This window comes from Pseudomonas sp. R11-23-07 (genome assembly GCF_003852295.1).
Taxonomy (GTDB): Bacteria; Pseudomonadota; Gammaproteobacteria; order Pseudomonadales; family Pseudomonadaceae; genus Aquipseudomonas.
On the sequence record NZ_CP027761.1, the window covers coordinates 1,594,930 to 1,612,652 of the forward strand.

Consider the following 17,723-nt stretch of genomic DNA (forward strand, 5'->3'; position numbering starts at 1 on the left):
CGTTCTTAGGCTGTGAAGGACGGGAGCTTGGAGATTGCTGCCAGCTTCTGTGCCGTGCTCGCGCCTTGTGAGTAAACATCGAAGGTCACGGTTCCAGTTTCATGACCTACCAGTTCAGCGATTAACGTGCCTTGCACTTCAGCTCTGACTAGCTGAGTGATGACCGTTTTACGGATCGAATGGAATACGTGTTGGGGACCGTAACCTTGAGCTTCCTTGAGCCTGCCAAACGCCTTAGAGAGTGCGTCAGACCGTATTCCGTACTTGTTCTTGCTGCTGGAAGGTATGAGGTAGCCGTCCTTCGAATCCTCCTTCAAACGCTCGACAATGCTCGACAGGGCAGGGTGTACAGGTACGACACGGATGCCCGCTGCGGTCTTTGAATCAATAATGTCGAAGCTGTCTATTCCATCCGGCTCAATCAGGTGCTCAACTCTCAACTGGCAAAGCTCTTCAATGCGGGCACCTGTATACGCACCCAAGAGGATCAAGTCAGCAAGTGTTGTGTGCTCAGCGGCTAACGCGGCAGCGTGAAGCTCTGAGATTTCTTTCGGCTGAAAGTCTTTTCGCTGACGGTCTGCACGTTCCTTACCACGGGTTTGCGGTAGTTCATGGTTTTCAAACGGGTTAGCCTTGTCCTTGAAGTCGTCTCGCCAACGAATGTCATGCTTCATCGCCCACTTCCAGAAGACGTTACCTGCCAGCAAGTATTGTGTGAGGGTCTTGCTCGCCAGCTTAAGGGAGTCGAGCCACGCTGACACGGTATCGAAGTCGAGCGGCTTACCTTCTTTAGCCAGGTACGCGGATAGCTTTCCCAGCTTCGACTGCTGCTGATCTATCGTCTTGGTGGCGACGTTGCGTGCCTCCCGATACTGGCGGAACGTGGCGATACGCTGCTTGGTGATCGGTGACTTGACCTTGTGGGCGCTCGGGTCAGTCAGGATGACTTGCATCTCTTCTGCTTCTGTCGCCGAGAAGTCGTTAGCGTGAGCAATCAGTCCGCCCCACATTTCGAGAGCCATTTTATGGGCGAGGTCGTGGACAGCGAGTTCACCATCTTTACCCTGCATGGCGTATACGGCTTCTGCTTCTGCTTGGCGACGCTGCCCACTCTTTGTATTGCTGAAAACGGCTTGCCGAAGCTCTTCTAGGTCTGCTGGATCAATGTCGAGCAACGAGGGTTTCGATTCGCCAAGGGCTGTGTCGATCTTGAGCTGGCGGATGATCTGACTGAAGTCGTGAGCATCCCCCGCAATACGTTCCTTCCAGCCATCACCACGCTTGCTCCGATTGTCACGGGCAGCCTCGAACTGAGCTTTCCATCCTGCGAGAACGGAGAGGCGTCGGGTCATTGCCTCTGATCGGAGACCGGTCTTCAGGGACTGGATAAGGACGGTCTTCCCACCCATGGCACTCTGTACGTCAACGGGAACGGCAAGGCGGACGTACCACGTGGATTCGCCCTTCTTCTGGATCAGATTGTCAGCCATGGACACGCCACTGTAGAATGAGAGGTATACAACGAATTGTACTACTCATGTGTACTACTATTGAAGCTGTAAGCCGCGTATTGCCGTGGTTAGAGGGGTTGAGGGTAGTGTATGGTGAGTCCCTATCTCTCCGCCATAAATACCTAAGAAATCCCGCGAGTTAGACGCTCTGCGGGATTTTTTTTGCCCGCTAGATTGTGCATCAACTATCAAACGATGTGCGCCATTCAATGGACGTTCATGCTTGACCGTGGCTACCAGGGGACGGGGCATTTTTTTAGACGAGCGGTGCGCCACGATGCATCGTTGACTCGACAGCAGCCGCATTTCTGGATTGGCGAGCAGCTTGAAGAACGCATGAGCATTGCTGTTTGTGGCGTGCTGATGGATGCGCTGCTGTTGATGCCTGACGATTGACGTCTACGATTCACTCGGGTTGGTCCTTGCTCTATGGGTGTGTGTTCGCAACTATCACCGTAGATCAATACCAGCCTTATTTCCTTTTTTCGTAATCACATCAGCTAGTTAGCAGCTAAGTGAGTGCCATTCAAATAAGTCCCCTTTTTTACAAATACGTGAGCGACACAAAGTAATTGCCGTCGAGAGCGGCACCCTTTCTGTCGGCATGATTGCTTAAGCCCGCGCACTGGGGGACTCGGGATAGATATCAACCCCCCTTTTTCACCGGCATGGACCTGCCCTACTGAGTTTCGAGCGTTAAAAAATCAAAAACAGCATGACACAGGCTATATATAGCCTTGGAATATAAGGTAAAAAAAGCATGCAAAAAAAATATAAAAAACTGTCACTTATAACAGGTTACCTGAATTCTAACTTCTCCCATCATTAAACGCAGCGTCGTTGCGATTCTAACGGCGTTTACAACAATGCTTAATAAAAATTGAGGAGTACATGACATGGCACAAACACCAGTCATCCATGGAAATGGCGGTCTTGGATGTGGCCCAACCCCCCGGCTGTGGGGGACGGCAGAACCAAATCAATCGGTCAGAATTATTCAAGCCAATACTGGCGTGCAGTATGGACAAGGAGTGGCAGGCCCCGACGGGCAATGGGCTATCGACGTAGATCTCTCGAGTACTGACCAATGGGTTACAGTTCAGGCCCAGTCCTATGTAGTTAAATCTGATCTCAATACATACTCACCTTATAGTGCACCTATAACCTTACAGAAGTAACATTCAGCACTGAGTTATAAAAAAACGGCCAAGCAGACTTTGTGAAAACCTAGCAATCTGCGCGGCACTCAAAGAAGATGCTCCGTATCGAAAGATACGGAGCATTTTCGTTATGGCCTACATCCAAGGAGAGCCGCGCAGTCAGACCTGCCTGTTCCCGGTCTCGCTGGAAGAGTTGATCCCCGAGGATCACCTAGTTCGTGTAATCGATCTTTAGTAAGCGCGCCATAAAGCCCACATTCCAACTCGAAATCTAATGACTGATGCTGTGCTCCCGATGTTTTTCAGGAGCAAGCCGTCATGATGTGCCCCGTGTTTAATGGGCTGGTTTTTTCGGCGAACTTGCACTCTTCAGGTGATGCCTTGCGAATGCAGTTGTGAACCTCAACCAAGAGCTGAGATTCGTGGATATCTGCGGGATTCGCCACGAGGCGGACTCCACCCTGATTGAACGCCTACGCAACCAAGCGAGAGCAAAACTGCCGATTCTTGAGGTCTGAGCGAAGCTTTGGTATGAGCGATCCAGCTGCTTCTTTCTTCGAGTACTTCGTTCCTACCATTTGGCGGGCATAGATGATTGCGTTTTCAACGACAGTGTCCTTGTCCAAGTGGTTTAAACGCAGAACCGTTACGCGATCCGGAGAATCAAACAGTAGGTCAGGATGCGGCCATTCTCAATATTCAGCGCGCCTGCGAGGCTGCTCTGGACATGGGGCAGCACCTGATTCGTCGTGAGCGCCTGGGCGTTCCCCAGGGCGCTCGTGATGTGTTCGAATTGCTGGCACAGGGCGGATGGGTGAATCCTTCTTTATTGACCAACCTGAAAAATATGGTCGGTTTCCGCAACATCGCAGTACATGAGTATCAGACGCTTCAGTTGCCGATCACGGTTGCCATCATTACTAAACACCTGGGCGATTTTCTGGCATTCAGTTCACATGTTTTAACCAAGGATTCGGGCCAGCCGCCCGCTTCGAAAGACGCCCCGTAATGCGTTACCGCGTCCGTAGCTGGCAGCTAAACCTCAGTCACCAGATCGGGCGTGTAAGGCAATCGGCTCCGCTCGCCTACAGAGTGCGACGCCTGAAGCTTCGGTTTTTTACCCTTTGATTCTGCTGACGGCTTTTTATCGGTTTCCCGCACCGTTTCCCGTGGCCTCTTCTTCGCCTCGTCCGCAGTTACATATTCCCCTGTGACGGCATCTCGATATTTTGTTGGCATATAAGCTCCCTGAAAGTATGTCGCCACACCAGCGACCTTCTCAGGCTAGTCCAAGGAATTACGCACGCCCGTCTTGCGCTGGGAATTCTCATTACCAGGCTTTTCAATAAGCATGTTCAATAATCATCCACGCTCAAAATGAAAAAGCCTGCTGAACTCACGCTAAGCAGGCTTTTTCGCGGATTCAACCCAATCAGGCAGGCTGCGCCACCAGGCTATTACTCACCTTGCGCCCCAGCACCAATACCGTCGCAAAACCACATCCCACCAACACCGTCGCCAGGCTCAACAACACCGAGCTACCCATCTGATCGACAATCCGCCCACCAAAGAACGAGCCCAGGGCAATGATCACCTGAAACAGCGCGACAAACAGTGGCATGCCGCGCTCCACGTCCTTGGGCGCTACGACGAACATCCAGATGCTGGCGCAGGCAGGGAAAGCACCGAAGGCGAAGCCCCAGAGGGCGATCAGCATCGCGGCGCCGGTCATGCCGGTGGCGAAGTAGGGGAACAGCGCGGTGCTGGTGCCGATCATCAGCGCGACCAGCAGCAGGGTGTTGCGTACGCTGCGGTTGGCGGCGAAGCCAGCGAAGACGTTACCCATCACGCCCGCCACGCCATACAGCAGTAACAGTGAGCCAATTGTCGGGCCGTCAAAGCCTGAACTGTTTTTGAAAAACGGCGCGACATAGGTGTACGCGGCAAAGTGTGCCAAGCCGATCAGCAGTACGGCGATCAACCCGACCCGAGCTTGTGGGTTGATGAACAAGGCCGGCAGGTCGCGGATCTGAATGGCTTTTTCCGGGGTAAGTCGGGGCAGCAGGAAAACCTGCGCCAGCAACACCGGAATGCCCACCAGTGCGGTGACCAGGAAGGTCATGCGCCAGCCCATCAGGCCGCTGAGCCAGGTGCCGACCGGCACGCCCAATACGGTGGCCAGGGTCACGCCCATCATGATGATCGAGGTGGCTTTCGCAACGCCTACGCCCTTGGGCGCCAGCCGCCCGCTGAGCGCAATGGCCGTGGCCCAGAAGCCGCCAATGCTGATGCCGAGCAGTACACGACCGAACAGCAACAGGTTGAAATCACTGGCGAAGGCCACCACCGAGTTGGCGATGATCATCACCAACGTCAGGCCGATCAGCAGATAGCGGCGGTCCATGGTGCCGATGCTGACCGACAGAAACGGCGCGGCAAGCGCGGCCATGATACCGGGCAGGGTCACCATCAGGCCGGCGTGACCGGCGCTGATGCCCAGGTCGCTTGCAACGTCGTTAAGCACGCCCACCGGCAGAAATTCGCTGGTCACCAAGGCGAAAGCGCCCACGGCGACCGAGAGAATCGCCAGCCACTGCTGTTTGACACTTTGTTGGTTATGTTCGGGAAGCCCGCTAGGGGCCTGGCTCGCGCTTGGCATGGGATTGGGTTCCAACAGGAATGTCGCCTGAAGCCAGGCGGGGGAGGGAATTCGGAAGGGATTATAGGAAGCAGTGTGGGCAATCGGGCAGGCGCTCGTTTCGATAGTAATCATCAGTGCCATCGATGTGACGAGGCGTGCACTTATTCAATCAGCGAGAAGAAATACTAAGAGCCTGCTGACCCGTTTTCAGCAGGCTGTTTTATCCAGTGTTGGACGTTAACTCTCATCTCCCTGCAACAACGCCGTGTAGTCTTGCCCGCCGTAAAATATCCCCACTATCGATACCGTTTCGCAGCCAGCCCTCACCCTGAAAGCAATGAGGGTGGTGCGACGATAATGGGTGACGCGCAAGCCTGTCAGCAGGTCGTCACGACGCAAGCCACGCAAGGGGAACAGGGCGAGGCTTTCACAGTAGCTGACGAGATTGTCGATAAAACGCGCAGCCACAGGCGGGGAGCCGACATCGCTGATGTAGTCTTCGAGGGCATCGAGTTGCGCCAGGGCTTCAGGCGAAAAGACTACCGAGTAGCTCACGCTTTCCCTGTGCCTTTGCGCTGACGTTTGACTGCCATGTGTTCGCGGACCTGTTCAGCGGATAGCCCGAGCTCAGGCTCAGCCTCAAGGGCGGTCGCTGCCGGAATGACTTCAACCCTCAGCCAGTCGTCCATGGCGCGGTCACGTGCCAGCAGCACGCGCAGTCCGTCGCGAATCACTTCACTTTCGCTGGCATATTCGCCGGCAGCCACCTTGGCCTTGACCAGGGCAGCCATTTCAAGGGGCAACGTGATGCTCATTTGCTGGGTTGAGCGCATTTGGATGTCCGCCAGAGGTGAGTAGGATTCAATCCTACTCGACCATTGACGCGATGCAAGAAGCAGCTGATCGATGCCGATATCCGGCGTCTCGTCGTCCATCCAGAAGTGATAGGTTTCCATGCGGTGTTGCCTCTCCCGTTGTGTAGGTCAGGCCGCAAGTATTGACCCGTTTTGGCGATTGCGTGGTCTGGGGACGCTGATAAGCTGCTGATATGTATGACTTCATATGTGTAACAGAGCTATCTCGGCCAGCTCCCCCCAGCACGCATGGCATCCCACCGGCTCCCATACGATAATGCCCGCCACCCCGACCACTTTGGCCTGCCTCCCGTGATCATCAACTTCGACCTCAATGACCTCCAAGCCTTCCGCGCCGTGGTAGACAAGGGCAGTTTTCGCGGCGCTGCCGAGGCCATCCGAATCTCCCAGCCGGCCCTCAGCCGGCGTATCGAAAAGCTGGAATCCGCGCTCGACGTCAAACTGTTTGAGCGCACCACGCGGCGGGTCAGCCTGACCATGGTCGGGCGGGCGTTCCTGCCCCAGGTCGAACGCATGCTCGACGATCTCGACATCGCCTTGATGGGCATCAGTAACGTCGCGTCCACGCGCATGGGCAACGTCACCATCGCCTGCGTGCCGTCCACCGCGTATTACTTCATGCCGCACGTCATCTCCGAATTCCACAAGCTGTATCCGAAAATTCGCCTGCGGGTGCTGGATGCCAGTGCCGGTGAAGTGTGCAATGCGGTGGAAAGTGGCGAGGCGGATTTTGGCGTGAGTTTCAGCGGCAGCCTGGCCGATGAAGTGGAGTTCGAGTTGTTGCTGCAGGAGCGCTATGTGCTGGCCTGTCGTCGTGACCATCCGTTGGCCGCGCGTGAGAGCGTGACGTGGATCGAAGCCTATGAGCATGACTACATCACGGTGGACAAAACCTCGGGCAACCGCTTCCTGCTGGACCAGGCCCTGCGCGGCGTGCGTGTGAAAAAGCCGAGTATCTGCGAGACCCACCACGTGACTACCATGATCGGGTTGGTGGAGGCGGGATTGGGCGTGGCGATGGTGCCGTCGATTGCGATGCCGGCGTGCGAACACCCGATCCTGGTGAGTGTGCCGCTGGTGGAACCGCAGGTGATGCGCAATGTGGGCTTGATCAAGCGCCGCGGGCGGACATTGCCGCCGGCGGCGCTGGAGTTGGAGCGGCTGGTGCGGGAGATGCCGTTTCGGTCAGCGTGACACCGAGTCCAGTCCGGTGGACTGCACCACCGGTTGGGCTTCGGGCGACGCCATGAACTGCAGCAGCGCCTTGGCCTCTTGCGGATGTTCGGCGTTTACCGGAATGCCCGCTGCAAAACGCGTAACGGACTGCACGTCTTCCGGGATCTTACCTACAAACGTCACGCCCTTGACCGGCAACAATTCCGCCACCTGCTGCAAGCCTACTTCGTAGTCACCCTTGGCCACCTGTTCGCCCACCGGCACCCGTTCGATCATAGTGCCCTTGGCGGGCATGCCGAGCTTTTTGAACAGCTCTTTCTCGACATACACACCGCTGGCGCTGTCCGAATACGCCACTGACTTGGCCTTGCTCAACACGGCCTTGAGTTCGGCATCGGTGCCGATCGATGGTTTGACCGCGCCTTCCTTGACCACCAAGCCAATCCGCGAATCCGCCAGTTCCACGCGGGAGGCGGGGTCGACCTTGCCTTGTTTGATCAGCTCATCCAGGGCGTAGCCGACCATGATCACCACATCGGCGTGTTCGCCACGGGCCAGGCGGTTGGGAATCGCTTCCGGCGCCTTGCCCATGGACGGGCCGAGGATAGTGTCGAGGGTGTCGCCGCTGTGCTTGGCATATTGCGGGCCGAGCAATTTATACGCGGCAGTGAAGCCACCGGAGGTCATCACCTTGAGTTCCTCAGCCTGGGCTGACAGCGCCAGGGCGCCGAGGACCAAGGCCGTGAGGGTTTTGAACAGCGGCTTCATTGTGCGGCCCCCTGCATGACCTGGCCACGGGCATTGGCGCGGCGATACAGCGCCAGGGTAGAACACAGGGCACACAGCGCAGCGAATATCATCCAGTAAGCCGGCGACGCTTTATCTCCGGTGATGTGAATGAACCAGGTGGAGATCGCGGGCGTGAAGCCACCGAACACCGCAGTTGCCAGGCTGTAGGCCAGGGAGAAGCCTGCGACGCGCACTTCTACCGGCATGATTTCAGTCAGCGCCGGGATCATCGCGCCGTTGTACATGCCGTAGAGGAAGGAGAACCACAACAGGGTCTCCAACATATGCGCAAAGCTTGGCGCGTTGACTACGTAGGACAACGCAGGATAAGCCGTAAGAACGGTCAGCACCGTCATGGCCACCAGCACCGGCTTGCGGCCGAAGCGGTCGCTCAGGGTGCCGCCGATCGGCAGCCAGACAAAGTTCGACACCGCTACCAGCAACGTCACCAGCAGCGCGTCGGAGGTGCTCAGTTGCAGCACGGTCTTGCCGAAGGTCGGTGCGTACACGGTGATCAGGTAGAACGCGGTGGTGGTCATGGCCACCATCAGCATGCCGCCAATCACCACGGTCCAGTTTTTCACCAGGGTGGCCATCACTTCACGCATGGTCGGGCGGTGCTTGCGGTTGGCGAACTCTTCGGTTTCCTGCAGGTTGCGCCGCAGCACGAAGATAAACGGAATGATCACGCAACCGACGGCGAACGGAATGCGCCAGCCCCAGTCGGCGACGACGGCCGGCTCCATCCATACGTTCAAGCCATAGCCCAGTGCGGCCGCAACCACAATCGAGATCTGCTGGCTGCCCGACTGCCAGCTGGTATAGAAGCCCTTGCGGCCCGGGGTGGCCATCTCGGACAGGTACACCGATACACCGCCCAATTCCGCACCGGCCGAGAAGCCCTGCAGCAAACGCCCCAGCAGCACCAGCAACGGTGCCCACAGGCCAATGGTTTGATAACCGGGCACAAGCACGATCAACAGCGTGCCGCTGGCCATGATCGACAGGGTCACGATCAAGCCTTTGCGCCGACCCACGTCATCGATATAGGCACCCAGGATGATCGCGCCCAACGGCCGCATCAGGAAGCCCGCACCGAACACGGCGAAGGTCATCATTAATGATGCAAATTCATTGGCGGCGGGGAAGAAGGCAGCGGCGATGTAGGTGGCGTAGAAGCCGAACAGAAAGAAATCGAACTGTTCGAGAAAGTTGCCCGATGTAACGCGCAGTACGGCGCCTACTTTCGAGGAAGCAGCCGCAGGCCGGGAAGGGCTAGTCATGGTTTGTGTCTCCAGCGTTCTTTTTAAAGTGCTTGTTTCGCTTAAGACTTGGGATAGTGGCTGACACATTTAGAAATGATAAGTGACAAATTTGGATAGATTGATGCGTCTTGGCTATCAATCGAAAGAGCCGTCGGAATTGTCGGTCCTGTTCTACGCTTGAAGCTGGGTTCAATGCTTACGAATGGGAGGTGGCTATGGATGACGAACACAAACAGCACAATGAGCCGGAGCGAGAACAGCCTCGGCAACGACCTGAGGAAGAAAAACCGCAAACCTGGAAGCATCCCGACGATGGGACTGAGCTTTCAGAGCGGGATCAGGAATTCCCTTTGAAACCTTGATGTCAGGGACGACGCGAGCCAACTGTGGAAACCCGATGCGTCGACCGACATAGACGCCGCCCCATTGCCTTTCTAAACTGCGGCTTGTCTTGGGGAAGGGGCAGGCGCCGATGAATCGCAATGAATTACGCAAGGCCGATATCAACCTGATGGTGGTCTTCGAAGCGCTGATGCTCGAGCGCAACGTGACCCGGGTGGCGGAGAAGCTGTTTCTCGGCCAGCCGACCATCAGCTCGGCCCTCAATCGTCTGCGCACTTTGTTCAATGACCCGTTGTTCATTCGCGTCGGCCACCGCATGGAGCCCACCGCACGCGCCGAGGAAATCATCCAGCACTTGTCGCCGGCCTTGGATTCGCTGTCGTCGGCCCTGAGCCTGACCCATGATTTCGACCCGTCCATCAGCACCATGACCTTTCGTATCGGCCTGTCCGATGACGTTGAATTCGGCCTGCTGCCGCCGTTGCTGCGGGCTCTGCGTCAGGAGGCGCCGCAGGTGGTGTTCGTGGTACAGCATGTGGATTACTGGCGCATTCCCGACCTGCTGGCCTCCGGCGATATCACCGTCGGCATCACCCAGACCCGCGGCCTGCCGGCGAATGCCAAGCGTAAACTGTTGCGGCATATCCGGCCTTGCCTGTTGCGCGCCGATGCGTCCGACACACCGCTGACCCTCGACGAATATTGCGCACGGCCCCATGTGCTGGTGTCCCACACCGCCAATGTGGCCGGGTTTGCCGATGAATGGCTGGCGGAGATCGGCCGCAAGCGGCACGTGGTACTGTCGGTGCCGCAATACAGCTCGCTACCGGCGCTGCTCGCTGACACCGATATGATCGCCAGCCTGCCGGACTACACGGCCCAGGCCATGGCCGCCGGCGGGAACCTGTTCTGCGAGGCGTTTCCATTTGAAACGCCGACCCTGGACTTGTCGATGGTCTGGCTCAGCCACGTCGACACCGACCCGGCAGAACGCTGGATGCGCTCGCGGCTGGAGGCGTTCATGAGTGATCGAGGGCTCGGCGTCCAAGTCTGATTCACCGTTTCGCAAAGAAGCCGCAGGGAGTGACAAGCTGCAAGCGCCAAGCTGACAGCCACCCCGGCATCGCTTGCCGCTTTAACTTGCCGCTTGCAGCTGCTCCTCACACACCTTCACCACTTGCTCGCGAAACCAGGTATTGGCGTTGTCCTGTTCGCTGGTTTCATTCCACTGCATATCCAGGGTGAAGCCCGGCAGACCATTCGGCGCTTCGCAAAACCCGTACGCCGCAGTCGACGCCAGCAGCTTTTGCACGCGGCGGGGCAGGGTCACGATGAAGTCGGTGCCGCTGATCATCTTCAACGCCGCGCTGTAGCTGTTGGCCCGCGCGATCACCTGGCGTTTGTGGGCCTGGCGCGCCAGCCAGCCGTCGATCATGTTGGTGTCGGACGTCCAGGGCGTGGGAAACACGTGGCGCCGCTCGACGAAGGCCTGCAGGCCGAATGCCGGTTCCCGGGGCGCCGCGCGTTTATCGAAGACGCATACCAGGTCATCTTCGAGCAGCATTTGGGTCTTGAAGTCTTTATGGGCACGGTGAAAATTCGGGCCGAAGCAGATCACCACGTCGAGGCGGCCTTCGCGCAAGTCGTCGGCGGGAATCTCGGCTTCCAGCTTGCGCACGTTGACGATCACCGGCAGGTCGGCGCGGTCGAAGTTTTTCAGCAGGCGCGGCAGGATCAGCTGTTCGAAGTATTCCGGGGCGCACACATTGAAGGTCACGGCCTCGCGGGTCGGGTCGAAGGCCTGGCCACCGGCGTGACACAGGTTGATGCTTTCGAGGATTTTCTGCACATGGCCGTACATCGTGGTGGCCTTGTACGTCGGACGCATGCCCGCGCGGGTGTTGATAAACAGCTCGTCTTCGAAACTGGTGCGCAGTTTCTTCAGGCTGTAGCTCACGGTGGATTGGCTGACGAACAGCGTTTCGGACACGTCGGTAACGCTGCTCTGGTCGTAGACAGCGATAAACACCATCAAGTCCTGCATATCGAGCTTTCTGAGCAAGTTACTGTTTAGCATCGGTTCCGTCCGTAAAACCCTTTGTACCGAACTCAGTACAAGACTGCTTAAAATGTTAACGGAACGCTCGTGCCAATAGAAAGCTCTGTAGGACTCTTCTATGTTTTGAGTGAGACAAAAAGTGTTTACAACACGACCTCAGCGGATATGCCGCGCGTAATGTGCGGGATTGAAGCGAGTGACCATCAGCAGCATCACCACCACCACGGCCGCCAATGACCACCAGGCCCATTCGAAGCTGCCCAATTGGTCACGGATCATCCCGGCGATCAGCGGCGAGAGGCCGGCGATCAGGTAGCCGATGCCCTGCACGAACGCGGTCAGGCCACCGGCACGGCGCGGGTTGTCGAGGTGGTCGAGGGACAGGATCAGGCTCATCGGAAACAGGCCGCCGATCCCCAGGCCGAGCAGGCACGGCCACACCAGGCTCAGGTGCTGCGGGCTGAGGATCAGGCCGCAGAAGCCGATGATGATCAGCACCAGCAAGACCGCGACCACGCCGCGTTTATCCCGGCGGCGATTGGTGATGGCGGGAGTCGCCAGGCCGGAGACGACCTCCATGGCGGTCAGCAAACCCAGCAGCAAACCGGCCTGCTGTTCGCTCCAGCCTTGCTCGACGTAATACGGCGCCAGCCACGCCAGCACACAGGTGTAGCACGCCGTGCCAAGGCCGAAAAACAGCGCCAGCAGCCAGGCCCGGCGATTGCCGAAAAACCACGCCTGCGGGCCGCTGTCGACCTGCGGCAAGGGCGGCAACGCCGAGCGCTGGGCGTACCAGAACACCAGCCCCAGCAGCGCCAGCCCCGCCCATATCGCCAGGCCCATGCGCCAACTGCCGGTGTGCACTTGCACAAAGGGCGCAAACGAGGCGGCCAGTGCCGCGCCGCCCATGATCGCGGTGACATATAGGCCCATGAACAACGAAACGTCAGCGTTGAAGCGCGACTTGATCAGCGCCGGCATCAATGCCTGGATCAGCGCGATCCCGATGCCTGCGGCAATGGCGCTGACAATCAGCTCCAGCGCTGAATCCAGCCACAGCCGCGACACTGTCGCCACGCCGATCACCAGCAGCGACACCACGATGCTGCGGTGTTCGCCAAAGCGCCTGGCCAGGCCCATGCCAAAGAACATCGCCAGGCCCATGCCCATCACCGGCAACATGGTCAGCAAGGCCGCGCTGCTGAAATTCAGCGGCACCTCAGCGCGAATCGACGACAACAAAGGCCCCACGGCCGCCATCGACGGGCGCAGGTTGAGGGCGACCAGCACCACACTGATCATCAGCCACACGGCGGTGGTGGGTTTTGCCTGAACGTTTTCCATGGGCCTGCCTTGAATGAACCAGGGCGAATCAGGCCACGGGTGGGCGAGGGCAGGCAAATGAGAAAGTCGTTGGGGCTATTGAAAAAATGCTTTATGCCCCAGCGAATTGCGCAAATTGCCACGGGTATTGAATGTCGTCGCGTTTGTCCTGTGCGCTCGTATGGGTCGGCCGCCAGTCGGTTCGCTGCGCAACCACACGCCCGAGGTAGGGGGCGGCCGTGTCGAGGATAGGCGTATGGTCCATATCCTCGGCCTCGACGATACCCCGGTCAGGATTGCGCACCGCCCAGACCATTCCTGCGAACACCCCTGCGGCGACCTGCAGGCTGGTGGCCGTATTGAACGGCACTAGAACCCGCGCCTGGTCAACCGACAGCATCGAGCCAAACCAATAGGCATTCAAGGCATGTCCCATGAGCAATACCCCGAGCGCATCGATCCCGCCGTCGGCAACTTCACTCCCCATCACCCGTTTGCTGCGCGGAGGCGCCCAGTCGTTACCGATCAACTCGTTGATCGACAACAGTGCGTCGTCGCAGCAGCGGTAGGCATAGTGCAGCGTGGGGCGATAAATCACCTCGTCGTGTTCGCGTAGCGTCAGGTAATCGGCCAATGAGCAGGTTTCATGGTGGGTAATCAGCAGGCCCAGGCAGCTGCCCGCCACGGGTGTCCAGGTTCTGACGGGCACGGTGGCGCTGGGGTGATCCAGATAGATCGCGTTTTTCGCCCCGGTACGATGGCGTCGTGCGTCTTTGCGCCAGTGTCGTTCATGGGTGCCCCACGCCAACTCTGCTGGCTGCCCGGCCTCGCTGATAAAACCGTCGACCGACCAGGTATTGATGAACTCTCCGGCTTGTCTGGGCTGGGTGGAGCGTTGCGTATCGTGCTCGGCGATATGCACCACCTTGACCCCCATCTGCATCGCCAGGCGCGCCCATTGCACTTGGCCGTCAGCGAGGGGCGCCGGGTGCTTCAACTCGTCAGCCAACCGCATCAGGCCGGCCTTGAGCAAGTGTGAAATCAAGCCCGGGTTGGCGCCATGGGCGACCACCGCCGTAGGCCCCTTGCCGAGCTTGTTGCGCAGCGTGAGCATTTGCTGGCGCAAGGCGTAGTTGGTGCGTTGGGCGCTGGACAGTGCCGGGTCGATATAACCGCCAGCCCAGGGTTCGATACAGGTGTCGAGGTACAGCGCGCCTGCATGGGCGGCGTAAGTCATCAGGGCGATGGAGCTGACGTCCACGGATAAATTGAGCAGGAAGTCGCCGCGGTCGACATATCGGTCAAGCAGGGCTTCGTAGTTGTCTTCGTCCAGGTGCGCTTGGATAAAGATGATGTTGTTGGCTTCAAACCATGAAGTTTGCTCAAGCACGGGCGCAATCACAGTGATGGTTCGCAGGATCAGCGTTTCTTGTTGTAGCAACAGCGGCAACGTGGCTTTGGCGATCGAGCCAAAGCCAATCACCACGAGATTGCCGGAAAATATCGATAACTTAGCCATGCAGCCTCCTTGTGCATCAACACGGTGCATGGCTTGAATATTACGGCGTTGTACCCAGGCGTCTACTGGCAGAATTAACAGGGTAGTTGAAGTGATCCACAGCTCAAAATAGTCTCCTGCATCCACAGCCGCTGATGGATTGGCTGCACACATGCGGGAGGTGGCTTGCCCTAATGCCATTGTAAGAGCGAGGCGGGCGCCTCGCTCTTACAATGGACTACTTTCGCTTAATTGGCGGGTGTCAGTAGCCAACGGTGAAGCGTTTGCGCGAGTGTTTGGGGGTTTCCACTTCATCGAGCATGGCAATGGCGTAGTCGGCAAAACTGATCGAGCTTGTCCCATCAGTGTTGACCAGCAGATCATCCTGGCCCAGGCGGAATTTACCGGTGCGCTCGGTTCCATCGAACAGGGCCGACGGCGACAGGAAGGTCCAATCCAGCTCCTTTTCCTGGCGCAGCGTTTCCAGGAACTCGGCCCCCGCACTGGCTTCAGTTTTGTATTCAGCCGGGAAGCCCGGGCTGTCGATCACCCGGCTGCCGTCCGGCAGCAGCAGCGAACCGGCGCCACCTACCACCAACAGGCGTTTGACCCCGGCCTTCTTGACCGGGCCGATCACGGCGCTGGCAGGCAAGGTGGCGAAGTGCGCCGCACTGATCACCACATCGCTGCCGCTCACGGCCTGTTGCAGGGCATCGGCGTCCAGGGCATCGACGCGTTTGGCCGTGACGCCTGGGCGTGCGGCCAGTTTGTCGGTATTGCGCGCGATGGCGGTGACGGTATGCCCACGGCGCAGCGCTTCTTCCAGCAGTTGGCTACCGGCACGGCCGGTGGCACCAATGATTGCGATCTTGCTCATGACGTTCTCCAGTCAGGTCAGGGTTTAAAACCATTCACCACTTCATTTCGCCCTTGGCGACTTTGGCGCTCAATTCCAGCGAGCTTTCGTCGGCGAGGGTCGGGTAACGCTTTTTCATCGCCGCGATCAGGGCGGCGGAATCCTTGGCCTTGGCGGTTTCGCTGTCGAAGGCCTTGACGTAGTCGGCGGTGAACGTGACCGAGGCCGGTGATGGCGTGCCCAGGTAATGGCCCGGAATCACGGTGGTCGGCTTCAAGTCTGCAATACGTTGCAAGGTGGCCAGCCAATCCTTGTGGGACTGCGGGGTCTGGGTGTCAGCCATCCACAGGTGAATGTTTTGCGCGACCACCACGCCGCCGACCACGGCCTTGATCGACGGAATCCACACAAAACTGCGATCCGGCTGCGGGCCGTCCAGTCCGATGACTTCCAACTCCTGTCCCTCCAGCGTCAGGCTGTGGCCTTCGAGCACCTGTGGCACGACGGTCTTGGCCGGTTTGTCGGCGCCCATTTTCGGGCCCCAGAACGCCAGCTTGGCGGCGACGGTGGCGTTGATATGGTCGACCACCGGTTGGGGCGCCAGCACTTTCGCCTCAGGGAATGCGGCGGTGAGCGTGTCGAGGCCGAAGTAGTAGTCCGGGTCGCCGTGGCTGATGTAGATGGTGGTCAGGTGTTTGCCGCTGGCGCGGATGTTCTGCACCAGTTGCTCGGCCTGGCCCTTGCCGAATTGTGCGTCCACCAGGATCGCGTCCTTGGCACCGCTGACCAGCACCGAGCTGACCGGGAAAATCGCGGCTTCGCCGGGGTTGTACACCTCGAGTTTCAACTCTGCCGCCAGTGCGTGGGCGCTGAAGGCCAGGGCGGCTGTCGCCAGAGTTAAGCGTTTGAAGGTCGAGAACATCGGGCAGCTCCTGCCATCGGTAAGGGGTGCACAGAGCTTAGTTGCATAAAACATCACAAAAAATGCGATGCTGGGACATAGTTTGTTTCTGAAATCGGGCAAATCATGGATCGTCTTCAAGCAATGCGCGTGTTTGTCAGCGTGGTGGACCTGGGCAGTCAATCTGCCGCCGCCGATCATCTGGACCTGTCGCGCCCAGTTGTCTCGCGCTATCTGGCCGAACTGGAAGATTGGGTCGGCGCGCGCTTGCTGCACCGCACCACGCGCAAGCTCAGCCTCACGGCCGCCGGCAGTGAAACCCTGCCGCGTTGTCGGCAATTGCTGGAACTGTGCGCTGATATGCAGGCCGCCGTCAGCGAGCCCGATGAGACCCCGCGGGGCCTGCTGCGCCTGAGTGTCAGCACCTCGTTCGGCCAGGCGCAGTTGGGCGCGGCCATTGCCGAATACGTCAAACGCTACCCGTTGGTGACGGTCGATCTGCAAATGCTGGATCGCACGGTGAACCTGGTGGATGAGCGCATCGACCTAGCGATTCGCACCAGCAACGACCTGGACCCGAACCTGATCGCCCGGCGCCTGACCGTATGCCGCTCGGTGGTATGCGCCACGCCGGCTTATCTGCAGGTGCATCCGGCGCCGCAGAAAGTCGAAGACCTGGCCCGGCACAACTGCCTGACCCACTCCTACTTCGGCAAGAACCTGTGGCATTTCGAGGAAAACGGCGAGCATGTGTCGGTGCCCGTACACGGCAATATCACCGCCAACGAGGCCAGCACATTATTGCGTGTCACGCTGGCGGGGGCAGGGGTGGCGATGCTTCCCAGCTATCAGGCCGGCGACCTGATCCGCAGCGGTGAACTGGTGCGCTTGCTGCCGGGGGCCGAGCCACGGCAGATGAATATCTATGCGGTGTACGCCTCGCGCAAGCACATGCCCTCGGCGTTGCGCAGCCTGCTGGATTTTCTGGTGCTGCGGTTTCCCGAGGCGCCTGCTTGGGATGTCGGTCTCTGAGGCGACATAAACGGGCTGAATGGCCTGCAATCATGGCAACTTGCCCGGACTGACCTATGCTTTAAACAGCACCGTATAGATCTGTTCAGAGGTGTGTCATGAGTATTAAAACCAGAAAGTACCTGATGATTTTCAGCCTGTGCGCATTGGCTACCGCGCTTTACGGGACGGCCGCGTATCGCGTGGAACAGACGCGCATGCAGCCCACCTTTGCGATCAGTTGCCATCAGGATATGTGTGTGCCCCGCAGCGGCAGTTTCAGTGCCTTGCGTTGATGCCGGACGCGCTGCAAGCC

Annotated in this window: 18 protein-coding genes; 7 read left to right on the forward strand and 11 right to left on the reverse strand. The window is 58.5% G+C overall.

All coding sequences use genetic code 11. The features are described 5' to 3' along the window. Nucleotides 1–5: 5 nt before the first annotated feature. Nucleotides 6–1,490 carry a site-specific integrase gene (locus tag C4J84_RS07200; RefSeq protein ID WP_124435112.1) on the reverse strand — a complete coding sequence of 495 codons (1,485 nt, stop codon included), beginning with the start codon at nucleotides 1,488–1,490 and terminating at the stop codon, nucleotides 6–8. A 240-nt stretch (nucleotides 1,491–1,730) separates the two neighbouring features. Here C4J84_RS07200 and C4J84_RS26230 point away from each other — a divergent pair, with 240 nt between their 5' ends. Together C4J84_RS26230 and C4J84_RS07205 are read left to right on the forward strand one after the other, a co-directional pair. Then, nucleotides 1,731–1,907 (forward strand): hypothetical protein, encoded by a 177-nt coding sequence (locus C4J84_RS26230; RefSeq protein ID WP_164487518.1) that lies wholly within the window; start codon nucleotides 1,731–1,733, stop codon nucleotides 1,905–1,907. A 1,359-nt stretch (nucleotides 1,908–3,266) separates the two neighbouring features. Further along, nucleotides 3,267–3,680: a DUF86 domain-containing protein gene (locus tag C4J84_RS07205; RefSeq protein WP_256681396.1), complete on the forward strand. Its 414-nt coding sequence runs from the start codon at nucleotides 3,267–3,269 to the stop codon at nucleotides 3,678–3,680. Nucleotides 3,681–4,103: 423 nt separating this feature from the next. On the opposite strand, the gene C4J84_RS07215 is transcribed toward C4J84_RS07205, so the two are convergent. From C4J84_RS07215 to C4J84_RS07225, 3 genes are all read right to left on the reverse strand, one after another. After that, entirely contained in the window at nucleotides 4,104–5,330 is a 1,227-nt protein-coding gene (locus C4J84_RS07215) for an MFS transporter (protein WP_124366224.1), read from the reverse strand. Between the two features lie 219 nt (nucleotides 5,331–5,549). Beyond that, the gene (locus tag C4J84_RS07220) at nucleotides 5,550–5,867 is read right to left on the reverse strand and encodes a type II toxin-antitoxin system RelE/ParE family toxin (protein ID WP_124369997.1); all 318 of its coding nucleotides are present in this window, start codon (nucleotides 5,865–5,867) and stop codon (nucleotides 5,550–5,552) included. After that, nucleotides 5,864–6,145: a type II toxin-antitoxin system ParD family antitoxin gene (locus C4J84_RS07225; RefSeq protein WP_177412773.1), complete on the reverse strand. Its 282-nt coding sequence runs from the start codon at nucleotides 6,143–6,145 to the stop codon at nucleotides 5,864–5,866. The genes C4J84_RS07220 and C4J84_RS07225 overlap by 4 nt, the downstream gene beginning before the upstream one ends. Before the next feature lie 333 nt (nucleotides 6,146–6,478). Between C4J84_RS07225 and C4J84_RS07230 the strand changes: the two genes are divergently transcribed. After that, a complete protein-coding gene (locus C4J84_RS07230) occupies nucleotides 6,479–7,381 on the forward strand; it encodes a LysR family transcriptional regulator (RefSeq protein WP_124369998.1) in 903 nt (300 codons plus the stop codon). Here C4J84_RS07230 and C4J84_RS07235 read toward each other — a convergent pair. After that, on the reverse strand, nucleotides 7,373–8,131 hold the full coding sequence (locus C4J84_RS07235) for a substrate-binding domain-containing protein (RefSeq protein ID WP_124366227.1): 759 nt from the start codon (nucleotides 8,129–8,131) through the stop codon (nucleotides 7,373–7,375). The two genes, C4J84_RS07230 and C4J84_RS07235, sit on opposite strands and share 9 nt — an antisense overlap. Continuing rightward, nucleotides 8,128–9,435 (reverse strand): MFS transporter, encoded by a 1,308-nt coding sequence (locus C4J84_RS07240; RefSeq protein WP_124369999.1) that lies wholly within the window; start codon nucleotides 9,433–9,435, stop codon nucleotides 8,128–8,130. The genes C4J84_RS07235 and C4J84_RS07240 overlap by 4 nt, the downstream gene beginning before the upstream one ends. Before the next feature lie 197 nt (nucleotides 9,436–9,632). On the opposite strand from C4J84_RS07240, the gene C4J84_RS26235 reads away from it, so the two are divergent. After that, complete coding sequence (locus tag C4J84_RS26235; RefSeq protein ID WP_164487766.1) at nucleotides 9,633–9,779, forward strand: hypothetical protein; 147 nt, start codon at nucleotides 9,633–9,635, stop codon at nucleotides 9,777–9,779. 110 nt (nucleotides 9,780–9,889) lie between these two features. Then, nucleotides 9,890–10,813: a LysR substrate-binding domain-containing protein gene (locus tag C4J84_RS07245; protein ID WP_124435114.1), complete on the forward strand. Its 924-nt coding sequence runs from the start codon at nucleotides 9,890–9,892 to the stop codon at nucleotides 10,811–10,813. Nucleotides 10,814–10,894: 81 nt separating this feature from the next. Here C4J84_RS07245 and C4J84_RS07250 read toward each other — a convergent pair whose 3' ends face one another. The 5 genes from C4J84_RS07250 to C4J84_RS07270 form a co-directional block, all read right to left on the reverse strand. Beyond that, nucleotides 10,895–11,836 carry a LysR family transcriptional regulator gene (locus C4J84_RS07250; RefSeq protein WP_124370000.1) on the reverse strand — a complete coding sequence of 314 codons (942 nt, stop codon included), beginning with the start codon at nucleotides 11,834–11,836 and terminating at the stop codon, nucleotides 10,895–10,897. A 138-nt stretch (nucleotides 11,837–11,974) separates the two neighbouring features. Next, the gene (locus tag C4J84_RS07255) at nucleotides 11,975–13,162 is read right to left on the reverse strand and encodes a cyanate transporter (RefSeq protein ID WP_124435115.1); all 1,188 of its coding nucleotides are present in this window, start codon (nucleotides 13,160–13,162) and stop codon (nucleotides 11,975–11,977) included. 91 nt (nucleotides 13,163–13,253) lie between these two features. Beyond that, nucleotides 13,254–14,660: a saccharopine dehydrogenase C-terminal domain-containing protein gene (locus C4J84_RS07260; RefSeq protein ID WP_124370002.1), complete on the reverse strand. Its 1,407-nt coding sequence runs from the start codon at nucleotides 14,658–14,660 to the stop codon at nucleotides 13,254–13,256. A gap of 241 nt (nucleotides 14,661–14,901) precedes the next feature. After that, nucleotides 14,902–15,516, reverse strand: a complete 615-nt coding sequence (locus C4J84_RS07265) for an NAD(P)-dependent oxidoreductase (RefSeq protein ID WP_124370003.1) — start codon at nucleotides 15,514–15,516, stop codon at nucleotides 14,902–14,904. Between the two features lie 34 nt (nucleotides 15,517–15,550). Beyond that, a complete protein-coding gene (locus tag C4J84_RS07270) occupies nucleotides 15,551–16,417 on the reverse strand; it encodes an MBL fold metallo-hydrolase (RefSeq protein ID WP_124370004.1) in 867 nt (288 codons plus the stop codon). Nucleotides 16,418–16,522: 105 nt separating this feature from the next. Here C4J84_RS07270 and C4J84_RS07275 point away from each other — a divergent pair, with 105 nt between their 5' ends. Beyond that, nucleotides 16,523–17,428: a LysR family transcriptional regulator gene (locus C4J84_RS07275; RefSeq protein ID WP_124370005.1), complete on the forward strand. Its 906-nt coding sequence runs from the start codon at nucleotides 16,523–16,525 to the stop codon at nucleotides 17,426–17,428. A 98-nt stretch (nucleotides 17,429–17,526) separates the two neighbouring features. After that, nucleotides 17,527–17,703, forward strand: coding sequence for a hypothetical protein (locus C4J84_RS26240; protein ID WP_164484515.1), 177 nt, complete (start codon nucleotides 17,527–17,529; stop codon nucleotides 17,701–17,703). Nucleotides 17,704–17,723 lie beyond the last annotated feature (20 nt).